Origin of the sequence: Lentibacter sp. XHP0401 (assembly GCF_025751535.1) — a bacterium.
Classification (GTDB): domain Bacteria; phylum Pseudomonadota; class Alphaproteobacteria; order Rhodobacterales; family Rhodobacteraceae; genus Lentibacter.
Genome location: NZ_JAOWLC010000003.1, coordinates 119,682 through 138,129, shown reverse-complemented (window position 1 = coordinate 138,129; position 18,448 = coordinate 119,682). Strand labels below are relative to the sequence as shown.

17 protein-coding genes are annotated in these 18,448 nt (G+C 52.7%); 5 read left to right on the top strand and 12 right to left on the bottom strand.

Features of this window, described 5'->3' with window-relative positions:
* The first annotated feature begins 135 nt into the window (after positions 1 to 135).
* Complete coding sequence (gene radC / locus OE750_RS05490; RefSeq protein WP_263762277.1) at positions 136 to 900, top strand: RadC family protein; 765 nt, start codon at positions 136 to 138, stop codon at positions 898 to 900.
* Here the strand turns inward: radC and OE750_RS05485 are convergent.
* The 3 genes from OE750_RS05485 to secA form a co-directional block, all read right to left on the bottom strand.
* On the bottom strand, positions 897 to 2,453 hold the full coding sequence (locus OE750_RS05485; RefSeq protein ID WP_263762276.1) for a phosphate ABC transporter substrate-binding/OmpA family protein: 1,557 nt from the start codon (positions 2,451 to 2,453) through the stop codon (positions 897 to 899). The genes radC and OE750_RS05485 overlap by 4 nt on opposite strands.
* Before the next feature lie 22 nt (positions 2,454 to 2,475).
* Positions 2,476 to 3,402 carry a hypothetical protein gene (locus OE750_RS05480; protein ID WP_263762274.1) on the bottom strand — a complete coding sequence of 309 codons (927 nt, stop codon included), beginning with the start codon at positions 3,400 to 3,402 and terminating at the stop codon, positions 2,476 to 2,478.
* 98 nt (positions 3,403 to 3,500) lie between these two features.
* Positions 3,501 to 6,182, bottom strand: coding sequence for a preprotein translocase subunit SecA (secA, locus tag OE750_RS05475; RefSeq protein ID WP_263762272.1), 2,682 nt, complete (start codon positions 6,180 to 6,182; stop codon positions 3,501 to 3,503).
* Between the two features lie 174 nt (positions 6,183 to 6,356).
* Between secA and OE750_RS05470 the strand changes: the two genes are divergently transcribed.
* From OE750_RS05470 to mutT, 3 genes are read left to right on the top strand one after another with little or no spacing between them, the layout of a single operon-like run.
* Positions 6,357 to 7,211: a peptidylprolyl isomerase gene (locus OE750_RS05470; protein WP_318527981.1), complete on the top strand. Its 855-nt coding sequence runs from the start codon at positions 6,357 to 6,359 to the stop codon at positions 7,209 to 7,211.
* Positions 7,212 to 7,217: 6 nt separating this feature from the next.
* A complete protein-coding gene (gene argJ / locus OE750_RS05465; RefSeq protein WP_263762268.1) occupies positions 7,218 to 8,447 on the top strand; it encodes a bifunctional glutamate N-acetyltransferase/amino-acid acetyltransferase ArgJ in 1,230 nt (409 codons plus the stop codon).
* Positions 8,444 to 8,842, top strand: a complete 399-nt coding sequence (mutT, locus tag OE750_RS05460) for an 8-oxo-dGTP diphosphatase MutT (protein WP_263762266.1) — start codon at positions 8,444 to 8,446, stop codon at positions 8,840 to 8,842. The genes argJ and mutT overlap by 4 nt, the downstream gene beginning before the upstream one ends.
* A gap of 259 nt (positions 8,843 to 9,101) precedes the next feature.
* Here mutT and infB read toward each other — a convergent pair whose 3' ends face one another.
* From infB to pip, 5 genes are all read right to left on the bottom strand, one after another.
* Positions 9,102 to 11,585: a translation initiation factor IF-2 gene (gene infB / locus OE750_RS05455; RefSeq protein WP_263762264.1), complete on the bottom strand. Its 2,484-nt coding sequence runs from the start codon at positions 11,583 to 11,585 to the stop codon at positions 9,102 to 9,104.
* Positions 11,586 to 11,594: 9 nt separating this feature from the next.
* Positions 11,595 to 12,215, bottom strand: a complete 621-nt coding sequence (locus OE750_RS05450) for an RNA-binding protein (RefSeq protein ID WP_263762262.1) — start codon at positions 12,213 to 12,215, stop codon at positions 11,595 to 11,597.
* A 12-nt stretch (positions 12,216 to 12,227) separates the two neighbouring features.
* Positions 12,228 to 13,838: a transcription termination factor NusA gene (nusA, locus tag OE750_RS05445; protein WP_263762260.1), complete on the bottom strand. Its 1,611-nt coding sequence runs from the start codon at positions 13,836 to 13,838 to the stop codon at positions 12,228 to 12,230.
* Positions 13,839 to 14,414, bottom strand: a complete 576-nt coding sequence (gene rimP / locus OE750_RS05440) for a ribosome maturation factor RimP (RefSeq protein WP_263762258.1) — start codon at positions 14,412 to 14,414, stop codon at positions 13,839 to 13,841.
* Between the two features lie 127 nt (positions 14,415 to 14,541).
* On the bottom strand, positions 14,542 to 15,516 hold the full coding sequence (pip, locus tag OE750_RS05435; RefSeq protein WP_263762256.1) for a prolyl aminopeptidase: 975 nt from the start codon (positions 15,514 to 15,516) through the stop codon (positions 14,542 to 14,544).
* Positions 15,517 to 15,560: 44 nt separating this feature from the next.
* On the opposite strand from pip, the gene ubiG reads away from it, so the two are divergent.
* Positions 15,561 to 16,307 (top strand): bifunctional 2-polyprenyl-6-hydroxyphenol methylase/3-demethylubiquinol 3-O-methyltransferase UbiG, encoded by a 747-nt coding sequence (gene ubiG, locus OE750_RS05430; RefSeq protein WP_263762254.1) that lies wholly within the window; start codon positions 15,561 to 15,563, stop codon positions 16,305 to 16,307.
* Here the strand turns inward: ubiG and OE750_RS05425 are convergent, their stop codons facing one another.
* The 4 genes from OE750_RS05425 to OE750_RS05410 are packed head-to-tail and all read right to left on the bottom strand — an operon-like array spanning position 16,308 to position 18,434.
* Positions 16,308 to 16,751, bottom strand: a complete 444-nt coding sequence (locus tag OE750_RS05425) for a MarR family winged helix-turn-helix transcriptional regulator (RefSeq protein ID WP_263762252.1) — start codon at positions 16,749 to 16,751, stop codon at positions 16,308 to 16,310.
* Positions 16,748 to 17,581, bottom strand: coding sequence for a carbon-nitrogen hydrolase family protein (locus tag OE750_RS05420; protein ID WP_263762250.1), 834 nt, complete (start codon positions 17,579 to 17,581; stop codon positions 16,748 to 16,750). The genes OE750_RS05425 and OE750_RS05420 overlap by 4 nt, the downstream gene beginning before the upstream one ends.
* Entirely contained in the window at positions 17,581 to 17,841 is a 261-nt protein-coding gene (gene grxC / locus OE750_RS05415) for a glutaredoxin 3 (RefSeq protein WP_263762248.1), read from the bottom strand. Before grxC ends, OE750_RS05420 begins: the two co-directional genes overlap by 1 nt.
* A 32-nt stretch (positions 17,842 to 17,873) precedes the next feature.
* The gene (locus OE750_RS05410; protein ID WP_263762622.1) at positions 17,874 to 18,434 is read right to left on the bottom strand and encodes a ComF family protein; all 561 of its coding nucleotides are present in this window, start codon (positions 18,432 to 18,434) and stop codon (positions 17,874 to 17,876) included.
* Between the last annotated feature and the right edge of the window lie 14 nt (positions 18,435 to 18,448).

Here is an 18,448-nt window from a genome sequence, read left to right as displayed (position 1 = left end):
CTGCGGTTTTGAAAAAGCGGTGCACGGATTGTGCACGCATGGTGCACGCTTTTCACCCCCCTGTTTCTCCAAAATCGAATCGTTAACCTTTTCAAAATTAACCACTTCTTCACTTTGCTGGGGCAGTTTAAATCTATGGCCCAGCAAAAGCAGTTTTCCGAGGCGGCTCTGCCTCTCTTTCAATCCGATGAAGTCGTGATTTCTCCCGCGATTCCAAAGGGTAAGTTACCTTCCTACATCGCTGATCACCGCAAGCGTCTACGCGTTCGTTTCCTCTCGGGCGGGGCCGATGCAATGCCCGATTACGAGCTGCTGGAGCTTCTCCTCTTTCGCGCCATTCCCCGCCGCGATGTAAAGCCTTTGGCGCGGCAGCTTTTGGAAAAATTCTATGATTTCAACGGGGTAATTTCTGCCTCTGCCGAACGTCTCATGGAAGTAAACGGTGTCGGAGAGGCAGTTATATGCGAGCTCAAGATAGTCGCGGCCACCGCCCAGCGCCTTGCACGCTCCCGCATCCTTCAGCGCCCCGTCGTCTCCAGTTGGGATGCCCTCATCGACTACTGCCACACCGCCATGGCACACCGTGATACAGAGCAGTTTCGTGTCCTGTTTCTTGACCGTAAAAACACCCTCATCGCCGATGAAGAACAGGCCGCCGGCACCGTTGATCACGTCCCTGTCTATCCCCGTGAAGTTATCAAACGCGCGCTTGAACTAAATGCCAGTGCATTGATTTTAGTGCATAATCACCCCTCAGGCGATCCGACGCCCTCACCTGAAGATATATCAATGACAGAGCAGATAGAACGCGCCGCACAGGCGCTTGGGCTCACCCTTCATGACCATCTCATTATAGGCAAATCAACTGAACTTAGCTTTCGCGCGTCAGGCCTACTCTAGCGAATCCACACCTCGACACGACGGTTCACCTGACGGCCCCATTCCGTGTCATCGCACGCCATGGGCATCGCCTCTCCATAAGCTTGCACACTCACTTCAAGCTGCCTGAGATCTGCGGTTTCCGCTGCCTTTTCCACCGCGGCCTTTACAACATTTGCCCGCCGTTGAGATATCTCCAGGTTCGCTTCTGCTGCACCTTCGCCATCACTAAACCCAACAAAAACAAGGCTTTTTCCGTCATAGATTCCGGCCTCCAAAGCGCTGGCAAGCTGCTCAACATTCGAGCGAGATTGGGCATCAAGCCTTACTGAACCCGTTTCAAATCTGAAAGAAGTGGTTAGCCTTTGCATCTTTCGCAGCTCACCAACCATGTTTTGAACATCCTTCACCGCAACCTCGTTGCCGGCGATCGAAATCGCGTTAGCCAAGCGGTCCCCTTGAAAATCGAGCGAAATTTCTTCTGGCGCCTGATCAACAAATCCCGCCCGCCTGATCACCAGTTGCGCCGCAGGGCTACGGGTATAGCTGAGAAACTCGCGTGCAATTTTGGGAAGCCGTCGCGCTGGGAGATATAAAAACAAGGGTGTCGTGAGTGGGTAATCCTCTGTTTTCACATTCCGTCGTGTTGGCCTGAGTGAACGGTCGCAAGTGCCTGTCAGCGTTAGAATCTTGTTATCAAGCGTGGCTGAACGTCCGACAAGCCCGATGCCGAACGGGTCTATCGAAACGCGCGTGGCAAGATCCAGATTGTCAGGCGAAAAATGTGTTGTGGTGGTTTCGGCTTCTTTCAGCGAAAGCCTCTGTAGAGCAACAGCGCCTGAGCCTGTTTCTAAATCACGCAAATACGGGGTGATTTCGGCATCCTGCGGTCCGAGTGTTTTCCAGTTGTTAAGCTTTCCAGAATAAATCTGTGAAAGTTGTAGAACACTAATCTCGTTTACCGGATTTTGATTGGAGACAATGGCCACCAATGCATCCAGCGCCAGAACCCGCGCGCGCCCTCGTTGTGTCAGATCGCCCATACCTGCGGCGCGGGCGAGTTGCCGCTCTTTGGGTGAGATTTCCCGGGTCGACATAACAATGTCGGTCTGATCGGCAAGAAGATCAGCAAAACCCTCGCCGCTGGAGCTTATATGAATGAAGAATCTCGCGAGGGTTTCACCGTCAGATTTTTGCGACATGGTGATGCTGAAAGCATCATCTGTTTCGTTTACTCTCTCGGTTTTGAGCTCATTCTGTGCTGCAAACGCTTCAATCAATGCAGGCAGCAACAATCGCCCGACCTCGGACGCGCCGGATATATCGAGTTCCGCGACAAAGGCTGTCAGATTAGGGCAACCAGGCCCCGCACAGTCAACGCCTGAGCCATCAATTGTGAGCTCACCGTATTCGGTTTCAACGCGGTAAAACTCTCCGTCAAACCCCAAAAGATTACCGCTCACTTCGACGCTTTTGTCGCGCGACGTGAGGGTAACATCTTGTGCAAAGACGGGCAGCGCTGTGCCAAAAATGAAAAGTGCGGCGCTAAACGCCGCACGTTTTACTATGTCCAAAAGGAGCCTCGCAACGTAACGGTTAGTTGAAAGCTACCTTCATGTCATTGACCATCTTTTTCAACATCAGAAAGTCACCAACCGCGTCACAAGCGGGCATAGACATGTCTAAAGTCTGAACCGTGATCTGTGCGCCACGGCTTGTCTGAAGTGTTTGGGCTTCAATATCTTTATTGCAGTTTGCGGCCGTGATTTCGATATCGACACTCAATTCAACCGAGCCAATTTCTTTTGCGAAACCACTTGGAAAACTATAGACTTCGGCCATCAACGGGCTTTCCAGACTGGCATCACCAAGTTGGATCAAGAAGCCGCCAAAACCGGTTGCACCATCGGCAATTTCGCCGGGGGCTTCTCGCCAGATATGGCCTTTTTCGCCGTAAGCCGCACCAAACTCGCGCGCATGAAGGCCAACACCCAAGTTGCCTTGCATTTGTACAACGGCCCGATCGAATGAGGAGATCTCTTCAACCTTGGCATTGGCAACCGCGCCTTCACCACTGGCAAAAGAAGCGATAAAAACAGACGTTTCACTTAGCGCGGGAATGGTTGTCGTGAACATACCTGCGTCATCAGTGACCTCTGCAAACATCATACCGTTGTGGTGAATTACCACGCGTTCGTTAGGGGCGCAGGGTGCTGAGAGCTCCAGATTAACAAGTGCGGCCGCCATGGGCGTCGCTGTCATCCCGACTTTGCAAGCATCCGATACTTTGGGCTGTTCTGCACCCTGTGACGCACTGACTGTGCTGTCGAGAGATGCTGTAACAATAGCCTCTTCTTCAGCCGCGGTGAGCTTGATATCCGACAAGGCGACAGGGAGCGGCATAGCTTGCACATCAGCTGCACTTACGTGCTTCTTTCCAGAAGTCATTTGCATGACCTGACCTGTGAGCAGGATCGTTGCCATAGTCGCGCCAGCGATCGCATATCTTTTGTAATCGGGCATAATTGCCTCCGCCAAAAAGGTTCAGAGGCAATATGCTTTTTGAATCAGGCAGGCATAAGGCGAAAGCGCGGAGTCATTCGGGCGTTTGTGTGGAAAGCTCAGACGCGGCCGTGGCAGTGTTTGAACTTTTTGCCTGATCCACAGGGGCACGCCTCGTTGCGGCCGGGGTTGCCCCAAGTGCTCGGATCATCTTCCACAAAGCCTTCAATGGGCTCACCGGCTTCTTCAATGCTTTCAGGCTGCGGCGTGCTTTCCTGCTGTTCCTGAATCATTGCCATTGCTCGCTGCTGTTCCTCTTCCGAGAGCGGGCGCACGAGCGAAAGTTGCTGTGTTACGTCTTCTCTCAGGCTATCCAGCATACTTTCAAAAAGCTGGAACGCTTCGTTTTTATACTCGTTCAAAGGATCGCGTTGGGCATAACCACGGAAGTTCACAACCGAGCGGAGGTGTTCCAAAGTTAGCAAATGTTCACGCCATTTTTTATCGATGGTTTGGAGCAGTACCTGCTTTTCAATCATGCGCATTGTTTCAGGGCCGAAATGTGTGGTCTTTGAGGCCATAAATTCGTCTGACGCTTTTTCTAGTCGCTCGGTGATCTCTTCATCGTCAACGCCTTCCTCGGCGGCCCAGTCGATTACAGGAACATCTATGCCAAGCTTCTCGATACAGGCGGCATAGAGGCCTTCTGTATCCCATTGATCTGCGTACGTTTTTGGCGGCATGTATTGATCGATCAGATCGTCAATCACCTGATTGCGCATGTCTTGGGTGATGGCAGAAAGGTCAGATGCTTCCATGATATCGCGGCGCTGCTTGAAAATCACTTTGCGCTGCTCGTTCATTACATCATCAAACTTCAGAAGCTGTTTGCGGATGTCAAAGTTACGGCCTTCGACTTTGGCTTGCGCGCGTTCGAGTGATTTGTTGACCCACGGGTGAACAATCGCTTCGCCTTCTTTCATACCCAAGGTCGAAAGCACTTTATCGAGCCTCTCAGAGCCGAAGATGCGCATCAGGTCATCCTCAAGGCTCAGGTAGAACGACGAGCGTCCGGGGTCACCCTGGCGGCCAGAGCGGCCACGCAGCTGGTTGTCGATGCGGCGGCTTTCATGCCGCTCGGTCGCCAGAACAAAGAGGCCGCCTGCATCTTTGACTTTTTGCTCCCAGGCCTCGTGCTCTGCTTCAATCTTGGCGCGCACTTCTTCATTGTCGTCGTCGGGTGAGGCAGCAATCGCCTCCATGATTTTAAACTCGACATTACCGCCAAGCTTAATGTCGGTGCCACGGCCTGCCATGTTGGTGGCAATGGTAACGGCGCCAAGTTTACCTGCATCGGCAACAATCTGGGCTTCCTGTTCATGCTGGCGGGCGTTCAAGACGTTGTGCTTGATGCCTTCTTTTTTAAGTAATGCGCTGAGCAATTCGGATTTCTCGATCGACGTCGTCCCGACCAGAATGGGCTGCCCCTTCGCGCCGGCTTCTTTGATCGTCTCGACAATGGCCGCAAATTTTTCCTGTGCCGTGCGATAGACGGCATCATCATCATCAACACGTGCAATCGGCTTGTTCGTAGGTACTTCAACAACGCCGAGACCGTAGATTTCCAGAAACTCCTCAGCTTCTGTTGTGGCTGTGCCCGTCATGCCTGCAAGTTTATCGTATAGGCGGAAATAGTTTTGGAAAGTCACCTGCGCGAGTGTCACGTTTTCGGCTTGAATATTGCAGCCTTCCTTGGCTTCAATGGCTTGGTGCAGGCCTTCCGAGAGGCGACGGCCCGCCATCATACGGCCAGTGAATTCATCAATCAGCACGACTTCAGAGTTGCGCACGATATAGTCTTTGTCTTTGGTAAAGAGCTTGTGGGCGCGCAGTCCTTGGTTGACATGATGCACGATCGTTGTGCTCTCGGGGTCATAGAGGCTTTGTTCTTCTTCCAAGATGCCGCGTTGGCGCAGAAGCTGCTCCAGAAATTCGTTGCCTTCATCCGAGAAAGTCACGTTGCGGGTTTTTTCGTCAAGTGTGAAGTGCTCTTCCATAAGCTCCGGGATCACCTTGTCGATCTCGATATAGAGCTCTGAGCGGTCTTCAGCCGGACCGGAAATAATCAGAGGTGTGCGAGCTTCGTCAATCAGGATTGAGTCAACCTCATCGACAATCGCAAAGTGGTGATACTTTTGGTTGATTTGCCGAAGCTCTGATTTCATGTTGTCGCGCAGGTAGTCAAAGCCGAGCTCGTTGTTGGTTGCATAGGTGATATCAGCCGCATAGGCCTCGGATTTTTCCGCCTCGGGTTGCTGCGGGTAGATGACCCCTGTTGTCATGCCCAGTGCCGTAAATACGTTGCTCATCCATTCCGCATCGCGTTTGGCGAGATAGTCGTTCACGGTGACAACGTGGACACCCTTGCCTGTCAGCGCATTCAGATAAGCGGGGAATGTCGCCACAAGGGTTTTGCCTTCGCCTGTTTTCATCTCGGCAATGTTGCCTTGATGCAAAAATATGCCGCCCATGAGTTGCACATCAAACGCGCGCAAGCCCAAAGCCCGCTTGGCCGCTTCTCGGCAGTTGGCAAAAGCTTCCGGCAGAAGGGCATCCAGTGTTTCGCCGCTTTCGAGCCGCTTTTTAAACTCAGTTGTCTTTTCGATCAGCTGATCATCGCTTAGCTTCTCGAACTCAGGTTCAAGCGCGGTGATTTGGTCGACCAAAGGCTTTACAGCCTTAACCTTTCGGTCGTTTGCTGTTCCAAAAACCTTTTTGGCAATAGATCCAAGTCCAAGCATGTTCAGTCCGATCCGATCATTTTATCTTGTTGCAAGACATTTGCTTGCTCCGGATATTTGCGCGTCCTACAACGGCGTGGAACAGAAGCGTGTCTTGGCCTTATGGCGATGTAAGGGTCGGCCTTGGCAGTGTCAACGCCGAGCGCGATACGCAAAGGAAACAAAGGAAAAATGATGTCTAAACACTTCAAGATAATCTCGCTGGCTTTTATAACAGCTCTCGCTCCGCTGCCCACTCTTGCGGAAGAGCAAACAGCCAGCTCGGACACTGTTGTTGCAACAGTTAATGGAACTCAGATTACCCTTGGACACATGGCCGCTGCGCGCAGCGGTTTGCCAGAACAATACTTACAGTTGCCAGATGATGTGCTTTATAAGGCAATCATCGATCAGCTGGTCAATCAGACAATCCTTGCTGGCCGTTTCGAAGGCGAAGTGCCAGCACCTGTACAGCGCCGCCTTGATAACGAGCGCCGTTCGCTTGTTGCTTCAACAGTTATCGAACAAATCGTTGCGGAAAAGCTGACCGAAGAAAGGCTCAAAGCCGCTTATGACGACAAATACGCTGATGCAGACCCTGAAAAAGAGTTCAAGGCAGCTCACATACTTGTTGAAACAGAAGAAGAGGCCCAAGCGCTTGTTGAAGAGCTTGCAGGCGGTGCAGACTTTACCGAGTTGGCAAAAGAGCGCTCTACCGGTCCTTCCGGTCCCAATGGCGGCGATCTGGGATGGTTTGGCAAAGGTATGATGGTTCCCCCTTTTGAAGAAGCTGTCGCAGATATGGAAGATGGTGCTGTATCGGCTCCTGTGCAAACCCAGTTTGGCTGGCATGTTATCAAACTCAATGAGACGCGTCTTGCAGATAAGCCTGCCTTTGATGAGGTGAAGGCAGAGCTCGAAAGCGCGCTTTTCAACACGGTGATCGAAGAAGAAGTCGAGCGCTTGAAAAAGCTGGGTACAATCGAACTTGCCACTGAGGGCGAGATTGACCCCGCCATACTGAAAGAAGACACCCTGCTTACGGAGTAAAGGCCCATGGCCAAGATCACCAAAGTTTCCCCGCTCGCACCCGAGCGGTTCCCTGATTTGCCAGCAATTGCCGGTGTCAGCTTTGCCACTGCGGCCGCAGGCGTCAAATACGCAGGACGCACTGATGTGATGCTGGCGGCGCTTTGTGAAGGTACAAACATTGCTGGCGTGTTTACGCGCTCGTCGACGCGTTCGGCGGCAGTGCTTGATTGTCAGGAAAAGATCGGTGCAGAGGCCAAAGGCGGTGCGGCGATTTTGGTGAACTCGGGTAACTCAAACGCCTTCACAGGTGCGGTGGGTCGCGAGTCTGTTGCTGCTGTTTCGGCGGCCACGGCCAAGGCTCTCGGGCTTTCGGAAGCGCGGGTGTTCACGTCGTCTACTGGTGTCATCGGCGAGCGGCTTCCGCATGACAAGATCATTGGGACTCTGGACGGCCTAAAGGATGGGCTATCCGAGGCAAGTATCGCAGAGGCCGCCAAGGCAATCATGACGACTGACACTTTCCCCAAGGGGGCGAGTGCCAGCTATGAAGTAAACGGCAAGACTGTCAGCATCGCAGGGATTGCCAAAGGTTCGGGTATGATTGCGCCGGATATGGCGACAATGCTCGTCTACATCTTTACCGATGCATCAATGAACCAACCTGATTTGCAGGTTATGCTCTCGGAACTTACGGGTCCGACTTTCAATTCTATCACGGTTGATAGTGACACCTCGACTTCCGACACGCTTCTACTATGTGCGACTGGAAAGAGTGGTGTTTCCGTTGCTCGTGACGATGCTGCGTTCAAAGCTGCGCTGCACAAAGTTATGCTCGATTTGGCACATCAAGTTGTGAAAGATGGTGAAGGTGCAACGAAGTTTGTCGAAATCCGCGTATCAGGCGCACAGGATGATAGTGAAGCTCACACACACGCCCTATCCATCGCGAATTCCCCACTCGTCAAAACCGCGATTGCTGGAGAAGATCCGAACTGGGGCCGCATTGTTATGGCGATAGGAAAGTCAGGTGCATACGCAGACCGTGATAAGCTCTCTATCTGGTTTGGAAATGTTTTGGTGGCCAGAGATGGATGGGTTAATCCCGACTATCATGAGGAAGATGCCGCCGATCTCATGAAGAAGTCGGAAATTTTGATTAAGATTGATCTTGGATTGGGCGCGGGTGCCAGCACTGTTTGGACCTGTGATCTCACCCATGGCTATATCGAAATCAACGCGGATTATCGCTCGTGAAGGTTGTTCTGGTTTCTGCGGTCGCGCTTTTGGACAAAGACAACCGTGTACTTCTTGCGCAGCGGCCAGAGGGCAAGTCTATGGCCGGGCTCTGGGAGTTCCCCGGTGGTAAAATCGAAGCAGGCGAAACACCCGAAGATGCGCTCGTGCGAGAGCTCCATGAAGAGCTTGGCATTGAAACGTGGAATAGTTGTCTTGCTCCGCTTACCTTCGCTTCACATAGCTACGATGACTTTCATTTGCTCATGCCGCTTTTCGTATGCCGCAAGTGGAACGGAATTTTGACAGCACGGGAAGGTCAAACACTCGCTTGGGTGCAACCGGCCAAGCTAAAAGACTATCCGATGCCAGCGGCTGATGTGCCGCTTATCCCGATTTTGAGGGATTGGCTCTAAAAGTAAAATTGTGCGTTGCTTTAGATTCCGTTTCGCTGTTTGATTTGCTTACAAATGGCACTGGGGGAATGCTATGTGTACGATTATGGTCAGTAGCTGTATTTTTGTGCAGGGCTTGTTTGTGAAGGCCTTGCCCAATGGACACGTTCTTGTCCGCACAGGCAGTACAGAGTTTTCAGGCACGCCTGTTACATCGATAAAATAAAAAGGCTGGCAGTTTGTGCTGCCAGCCTTTTAGCTTGTTCGATGCCGCTACTCTCTAGTCGAGATTACGCTCAATTTCTTCGCGTTCGAAAATCTCGATCACATCGCCTGGGCGGATATCGTCATAGGCTTCAAACGCCATGCCGCATTCCTGGCCCGATTGAACCTCTGCAACTTCATCTTTGAAGCGCTTGAGTGTTTTGAGCGTGCCCTCGTGAATAACAACGTTATCGCGCAAAAGGCGGACACCTGCGCTGCGGCGGGCGACACCTTCGGTGACTAGGCAGCCAGCAACCTTACCAACACCTGTAACCTTGAATACTTCTTTGATTTCAGCGTAGCCAATGAACTTCTCGCGAATTTCTGCAGAAAGCAGGCCACTGGCTGCTTGTTTTACATCATCCACAAGATCGTAAATCACTGAGTAGTAGCGGATCTCGACGCCCTTCTGGTTGGCGCTGTTGCGCGCTGGTGCATTGGCTCGCACGTTAAAGCCAAATACCGGAGCACCTGATGCTTCTGCAAGACCGATATCGCTTTCGGTGATTGCGCCAACGCCAGAATGCAAGACCCGTACGCGCACTTCGTCGTTGCCGATTTTTTCCAAAGCCTGAACGATGGCTTCGGCAGAACCTTGCACATCAGCCTTCATGATAACGGGCATCTCGGTGACGTTCTTGTCTTCTTTGGCTTTTGCCATAAGCTGCTCAAGCGTTGTCGCCGCACCAGCCGCCGCGCGTCTTTCTTTGGCGGCGCTTTCACGGTACTCGGCGATTTCACGCGCCTGTGCTTCAGAGCTGACCACGTTGAGAACATCGCCTGCTTCGGGTGTACCGTTAAGGCCAAGGACCTCGACGGGCACAGACGGTCCAGCTTCCTGAACGCGCTCGCCTTTGTCATTGATGAGCGCACGTACCTTGCCGTATTGCTCGCCAACAACGAAGATATCTCCTTGGCGCAGTGTGCCTTTTTGTACAAGCACAGTGGCAACCGGGCCGCGACCCACGTCAAGCTGAGCCTCAATAACTGCACCTTCTGCAGCGCGGTCGGGGTTTGCTTTCAGCTCAAGAATCTCGGCCTGAAGGGCAATCGCTTCTAGCAGCTCGTCAAGGCCTTGGCCTGTGATGGCGGACACTTCCACATCCTGAACTTCACCTGACATTTTCTCGACAACGACTTCATGCTGAAGCAGATCAGTGCGCACTTTGTTCGGATCGGCTGCGGGTTTGTCGATTTTGTTGATCGCAACAATCATCGGAACCTTTGCAGCTTTGGCGTGATTGATTGCCTCGATCGTTTGCGGCATGACTGCATCATCAGCAGCGACAACCAACACAACAATATCTGTTACCTGCGCACCGCGTGAGCGCATTGAGGTGAAAGCCGCGTGGCCAGGAGTATCGAGGAACGACAGCAGAGCTCCACTCTCGGTTTTGACTTGGTAGGCACCAATGTGTTGCGTAATGCCGCCCGCTTCACCGGCAACAACTTTTGCATCGCGAATCGCGTCGAGAAGCGAGGTTTTGCCGTGATCGACGTGACCCATGATGGTTATGACAGGTGGGCGCGGTTTCAGATCGGCGGGATCTTCAGCCACTTCTTTGATAACATCTTCAACGTCAGCATCTGATACGCGCGCAACCTTGTGACCGAACTCTTCAATGATCAACTCGGCTGTGTCGGCATCAATCGTTTGGTTCTGCGTAACCATCATGCCCATGTTCATGAGCGATTTCACAACATCTGCAACACGCTCGGCCATACGGTTGGCCAGCTCGCTGACAACAATCGCTTCGGGCAACTTAACTTCGCGTACGATCTTCTCGCGCTCGACGTTCTGGCCCATCGCCTTCTGGCGTGCCCGTTCTTGCTGGCGCTTCATTGCGGCCATGGAGCGTTGCCGTCCGCCTTCGCCACCTGAAAGTGCTTGGTTGAGCGTCAGCTTACCACTGCGACGGCTTTCATCACCGCGTGTTTTGGCGGTTTTTGTGCGATCGTCACGCTCTTTTTCCGGTTGCTTGCGACGGTCTGCCAACGGTTTGGCAGCTGAGCGACCGGTTTCAGCATCCGGCGCAGGCGCAGCAGAGGCGCGCTTGGCGTTCTCTTCTGCTTCACGCACCTTGCGCTCGTCATCTTCGGCTTTGGCGCGCGCGCGTTCCTCACGCTCTTTTTCCTCGCGCTCTTTTTCTTCGGCTTCTTGCCGGCGGCGCATGCGTTCTTCTTCGCGCTGCTTTTCTTCAGCGGCGCGCTGCTCTTCTTCTTCCGCCTCACGAGATTTGGCCGCTTGAACAGCTTTCAGGCGCCGATCCATCTCTGCATCCGAAATCCCGCCAGGGCGATTGCTCGGAGCTGTGCTCAGCTTCTTCTCGCCCGCACCTGCGCTTGAGGCCGCAACATTAGGTTTGGGAACGACAACGCGTTTACGTTTCGTTTCAACCACCACATTCTTGGTGCGGCCATGGCTAAAGCTTTGCTTTACATTGCCGGACCGCGGACCGCCGCGGAGACCAAGTGTCTTTTTGCCGTCGCTATCGCTCATTCGATATACTCATCCTTTCATGCGCCCATCGGGCGCGGCGGGCCGAAAGCCCTCTAGTCTTGTTGCTTCCTCTATAACACGTGAGGCCAAACCTCCAGCATCTAAGGCCGCATGAACTGCGAATTCTCGCCCGAAGGCGGCCCCAAGCTCTTGTCGCGTTAGGCATTCAAATGTTTTTCCGTCGCCCCAAAGGCGAATCTTCGATTTTTCACGTGGCGATCCATCGCTCGCCTGAAACAGAATACTGGCCCGTTCACTTGTGGCCCAGTCCTTTACCTTGGTCGAGCCTGTCACAGCTCCGCCAGACTTTCTGGCAAGCCCCAAAAGGCTGACCACCCTTTTTACAAGCGCGGTTTCTACCCACTGTTCAAGTCCTTCAGGGAGAAAAACCTGAGTCTTTGCAGACCGGCTGAACAGGTTTTTCTTTGTGGTAAGGGTAAGCGCATCTTTCGTTGCGCTTACCCAAATGCCACGGCCAGGTAACTTGCCCGCAACATCAAAGGCCAAAACCTGCTCAGGCCCAATGACAAACCTCAGTAGCTCTGATTTAGGCCGCAATTCTCCAGTTGCAATGCATTTGCGCACCGCATCTTGTGAATTTTTGCCTGTGGTCACAGCTTCGGTTGTCATCGTTATCCTTGCTCACATCGCGTCATCTTCGTTAGCGGCGTCTTCATCTTCACCTGTCTCAAGATCGGCTGGATCAATCCAACCAAGCTGAACGCGTGCTGTCATTACGAGGTCTTGGGCTTGTTCAAGAGTGATTTCGAAGGGCTCAAGAATGCCGTCATCTTTGATGCGCTCGCCGTCAACTGTTGTCCAGCCGCCAGCAAGCTCCCAGTCAGCGCAGGTGGCGAAGTCTTCCAGTGTTTTCACATCGTCCTTTGCCAGTGCTTCAAGCATTTGGGGCGTCATTTCACCAAATTCTGCAAGGCTGTCTTCAAGGCCAAGCGCCCGGGCATTTTCCATTGCGGCCTTCGCCTCTGCTTCCAAAATGTCACGAGCGCGAGCTTGAAGCTCACTGGCCGTATCATCATCAACACCGTCAATTACAAGAAGCTCGTCCTTTTCAACGTAAGCAACCTCTTCGAGCGTGGTGAAACCCTCAGAAACGAGGAGTTGTGCAAAGAATTCGTCGAGGTCGAGCTTGTCCATGAAGAGCTTGGTGCGCAATTCAAATTCTTTCTGACGGCGCTCTGATTCTTCCGCTTCTGTCATGATCTCGATTTCAAGCGAGGTCAGTTGAGAGGCAAGGCGTACGTTCTGGCCACGGCGACCAATCGCAAGGCTGAGTTGCTCATCTGGAACAACTACCTCGATGCGCTCGGCTTCCTCATCGAAAACAACTTTCGAAACTTCAGCGGGCTGAAGCGCGTTCACAAGGAAGGTCGGAATATCCTCGTTCCACGGGATGATATCGATCTTCTCGCCTTGCAGTTCGTTGACAACAGCCTGAACACGGCTGCCACGCATACCAACGCAGGCACCGACAGGATCGATGCTGTTGTCATAAGAGATCACAGCGATCTTGGCGCGTGAACCCGGGTCGCGGGCAACGGCCTTGATCTCGATGATGCCTTCATAAATCTCGGGCACTTCCATTTTAAAGAGCTCTGCCATGAACTCGGGCGCTGTACGGCTGAGGAAAATCTGTGGCCCACGTTGCTCGCGGCGCACATCTTTGATGTAGCAGCGGATACGATCATTCGGGCGATAGCTTTCACGGCCGATTTTCTCGTTGCGACGCAGGATGCCTTCACCGCTGCCTACATCGACAATCACGTTGCCATATTCTTCGCGCTTCACAACACCGTTGATGATTGTGCCTGCACGGTCTTTGAATTGCTCGAACTGGCGCTCACGCTCGGCCTCACGAACCTTCTGCAAGATTACCTGTTTAGCGCTTTGGGCGGCAATACGTCCCATCTCGACGGGAGGTACTTCTTCAACAAATGTGTCGCCGACTTTTGGATCATCAAGATAAAGCTTTGCTTGCTCAACGGTCATTTCGGCTTGGTAGTTTTCAAGCTCTTCTTCGTCGACAACCGTGCGCACGCGGGTGAATGTGGCTTTGCCTGTCTTACGGTCAATCGTAACACGAATGTCCATCTCCGCACCGTAACGGCTCTTGGCGGCACGTGCGAGGCTTTCCTCCATGGCTTCGATAACAAGCACGGGGTCAATCATTTTTTCGCGGGCGACTGCCTCGGCTGTTTGCAGAAGCTCAAGCTGGTTGGCTGATGTAATGGCCATTTATTCGTCCTCCTCAGACTCAGGCGATTCTTTGATATCTACTTCTTCACCGTCTGCAAAAGCGCCGGCTGCTTTTCTCTGTCTCAACATTTCTGTGATCAGCTCGTCAGTCATGATGAGTTTGGCTTCGACAAGCCATTCAAACTTGAGACCAATGGTTCCTTGCTCGATGGTCAGTAAAACCTCGTCATCTTCAACGCCGGCAAGCACACCACGAAAGCGCTTTTGGCCGTCGATCATCTCGGCGGTTTCGACTTTGGCCTCAAAGCCCTCAAATGTCTCAAAATCCTTGAGGCGCGTCAGGGGGCGGTCAATCCCGGGGCTGGAAACCTCAAGGTTATAGGCGTCAGCAAGCGGGTCTTCGACATCAAGCAAAGCACTGACAGCATTTGAGATTGCGCCGCAATCATCCACTTCAATACCACCTTCAGGGCGCTCGGCCATAATCTGAAGGGTTTCTACTTCGCCGCTCATAAGGCGTAGACGCACAAGTTCGAAGCCCATGTCTTCAATGACGGGGGCAACGATTTCGGCCATGCGCCGATCTTTGGCAGATTTTGCAATCAGGTTCGACATTTTACTTCGCTCAAACAAAAAAGCGGGCCGTGCGGCCCGCTGAAACTATCGGTGGGCGCTGGAAGCCAGCACGCCGCTGTTGAAGGGTATCTAGTCTGAAAGACTGTGGGATGCAAGGCCGAATCAGTCAGCTTTGTTGCGCAATATCATCCATGATTTCTGCCAGTGCTGCGCTGATCCTCGGCTCGGATAGTGCGTGGCCAGAAAGGCCGACAATTTGCAGTTCTGCTTTTGTGAGCGCGGTTGCAAGCGCATGTGCTGAAACGGGCGGGCAAATCATGTCATAGCGGCCCTGAACAATCTTGGTCGGGATGTGCGCAATTTTGGCAGCGTTCTCCAGAATAAAATTGTCGCCCTCCAAAAAGAGCTTTTTGTGAAAATAGTGGTTCTCAAGTCGAGCAAACGCACGGCAAAAGGCATTGTTCGGAACGTAGAAGGCCCCTTCTGAATGGATTGAAGCGAGGGTGTTTTCCCAAGCTGTCCACGCTTGAGCACACGTGAGAGCTTCGCGCGCGTCATTGCCGAAGAGTCGTTTATGATAGGCTGCGATCAGGTCACCCTGCTCTGCTTCGGGAATCGGCTCTAAAAACCGTTGCCAGACATCGGGCCAAAATGCTCCAGCGCCGCCACCATAAAACCAGTCAAGTTCGCTTTGCCGCCCCAGAAAAACTCCCCGAAGAGTGAGAGACTTTACAGTTTCGGGGTGTTCAATGGCATAAATCAGCGAAAGTGTTGCGCCCCAGCTGCCGCCGAAAACATGCCAACTCTCAATTTCCAGTTCTTTGCGAATCGTCTCGATATCGCGCACCAGATCCCATGTGGTATTGTTTTCCACTGAGGCAAACGGCTTTGATCGCCCGCAACCGCGTTGGTCAAATAAAATAATTCTGTAGTGATGCGGATTGAAAAAGCGCCGCATCGCAGGGCTGCATCCGCCACCTGGCCCACCATGCAGAACAACAACAGGAACACCCTTGGCATTGCCTGATTGCTCAACATAGAGGGTGTGCCCTTCCCCTGCGTCGATCATCCGCCTATCAAACGGCTCGACTGGGGGATACAGTCGCGCCCGAATGCTTTTTTCATCTGCGGATTCGTGCATGTCGTATCTTTCCAGACGTATCAGAGCAATTTGAGGGCCCGACTATGCAAAATCAGACCAAAACAGTTGATCCAGCAGAGCTTGCCAAGTTTGAGGCGATGGCTGCCGAATGGTGGGATCCGAACGGCAAGTTTCGCCCTTTGCACCTGATGAACCCATGCCGGCTTGACTATATTACGAAGCAAATCGCAGCGGAGTTCAATCGCAATTTGTCAGAGCCTGCGCCGTTTACGGGCTTGCGGATCATTGACATCGGTTGCGGTGGAGGGCTTTTGAGTGAGCCACTGACACGCCTTGGCGCAGATGTGTTGGGTGCGGATGCCGCCGAGAAAAACATCAAGGTGGCTAAGCTGCACGCTGTGCAAGAGGGTCTTCAGATTGATTATCGGGCAGTCACAGCTGAGGCGCTGGCGGCGGCTGGCGAGCGTTTTGATGTGGTCGTGAATATGGAAGTGGTCGAGCATGTCGCCGACCCGCAAGAATACCTTAACGAATGTGCAAATCTGCTCAAACCAGAGGGCCTGCACATCTGCTCGACGATCAACCGCAATGCAAAAAGTTTTGCGATGGCCATTGTCGGCGCGGAATATGTGATGCGCTGGCTGCCCAAAGGAACGCATGAATGGAACAAGTTCATCACGCCTGACGAACTGGTCGGCTTTATCGAGAAAGCTGGCATGCAACCGCTTGATCGTAAGGGCTTTGTTTTCAACCCCGTCAGTTGGAACTGGAAAATTTCAGACCGTGACCTGAGCGTGAATTATGTGACTGCGGCCAAAAAGCCCGCGTGATCAATCGTTGCTCTCAAGCTTGAGTCTCATATCGCGCAGCACAGGCAAGGCCGCGCGGATGCTTTCTGCGCCCTTTTCATCAACCAGTGTTTTGATCATGGGTTCAATCGCTGACAGCGCTGTATCACGTGCCTGGCGGCCCGCGGGACTGATCGCAACCATTTTGCGTCGCGCATCATCCCAATCGGGGCGGATATGAACATAGCCCGCCCACTGAAGCTTGTTGAGGGTATTGGTCATAGCTCCTTTGGTGACATGAAATGTCTTGGCAAGCTGGGCGGGTGTTTTTTCAGCGTTTGTGTAGGCCAGATGCGTAAGCACAGAAAAATGCGAAATCTCCATGCCTGCCGGTAATACCCGCGTGAGCCTACTGCGCAGGAGTTGGTCGGTAGCGAGAATTTCGCTGATCAGAGCAATTGCGAGGGAGCTTTGCTTGCTGTTCATTGCGGCGCCTCAAATACGCTGAGTTGTGTAAGTGAGCCCACACGCTTACGCGCCTTAGCAACTTCGCTTAGATCGAGTTCAAAACAGGTCACTCCCGTTTCGGTTCCAGCATCAACAAGCACCTCACCCCATGGTGAAACAGCAAGTGAATGTCCATATGTGCGCCGCTCTTTTCCATCTTTTTCGTAGTGAGTACCCGTTTGTGCCGGAGCAATAACATAGGCACCATTCTCGATGGCACGGGCACGAAGCAGGGCATGCCAGTGAGCTTGTCCTGTTGTTTCGGCAAAAGCAGCAGGGATCGTGAGTATCTCGGCGCCAGCCTGTGCAAGCGAGCGAAAGAGGTGCGGAAAGCGCAGATCATAGCAAATGCTCATGCCGATCTTGCCAATGTCCGTTTCAGCCAGAACGGCCTTATCGCCGCGCTCGTAAGTTGCGCTCTCGCGGTAGCTCTCGCTCTCGGAAATATCGACATCGAACATATGAATTTTATCATACTTCGCTTCGATTTTTCCTTTTGGCGAAATCAAAAAAGACCTGTTGGCAAACTTTCCGGCCACCTTCTCGCTTTTTACGCCTAGTGAACCGATCATTACCCAAACGCCTGCCTTCGCGGCAATCGCACGCATGCGGGCCAGAAACGGGTCATCCTCTTCACGGCAAAGAACCTCTGTCAAAACGGCTTTTGATGGTGCGATGCAGTTAGAGACTTCCGGTGTCAGGATGAAACTTGCGTCCTGTTCAATAGCTTCAAGCACGAGTCGCTCACAGGCAGCCAAGCTGTCAGCGGGGACTTCTGTAGAAGTAAGCTGAACAAGAGCGGTTTTCATCAGCTTTTGCCTATCAATCCGTCAAGTTTGCCAGCTTTCTCAAGAGCGAAGAGATCATCGCAGCCGCCAATGCCAACGCCATCAATAAAAATTTGCGGCACAGTACGTGCACCGTTGGCCCGCTCGATCATTTCAGGTTTGAGCTTCGGGTCGGTTAAGACGTTGTATTCAGTGTAGCTGACGCTCTTGCTATCCAAAAGGCGCTTGGCAGCATGGCAAAAGCCGCAAAGCGGCGATGAATATATTTCGATCTGTGACATGTGGCCCTCAAAACTAGATGTTGGGCCAGAACCTAGTCATTCTTTGAGGCACGTGCCAGAAAAACTGCCCTTACGCTTGCGACATTGTGCAAAAGACAGGCCTCGGCCGCGGCGTTAAGAGTTGAACCGGTGGTCATAACGTCATCGACAAGCACTAAATTTCGTCCTGCAACCCTAGCAGCGAGGTCTTTGCGCAAGATGATTGCATCCTTCAAACAAGCCTCGCGCTCTTCGCGGTTGAGCCCCAGTAGCGTTGGCGTGCGCTTCACGCGCTTCAACAGGGCGGGCATGTGCTGATAATTGCCTTTCTTGGCAAGGCTGGCAGATAGCAGTTCAGATTGGTTGTATTTTCGTTTGAACAACCGCGTCCAATGCAATGGAACGGGCACAATAAGTGGATTTTCAGGCAAAATTGGCTGTAAAGCCTTCACAAGCCATGGCCCTGCGGCTGTGGCGATCTCGGCGCGGTCTGCATACTTCAGTTCCCATACCAACTTCCTTGCATCGTTTTTGTAAAGAAACGTAGCGCGTGCGGCAGTCCACTTTCGGGGGGCTTCGATACAATCGTCGCAGAGCTCGTCGGCTTCTGACAATCCGGGCAGAGGGC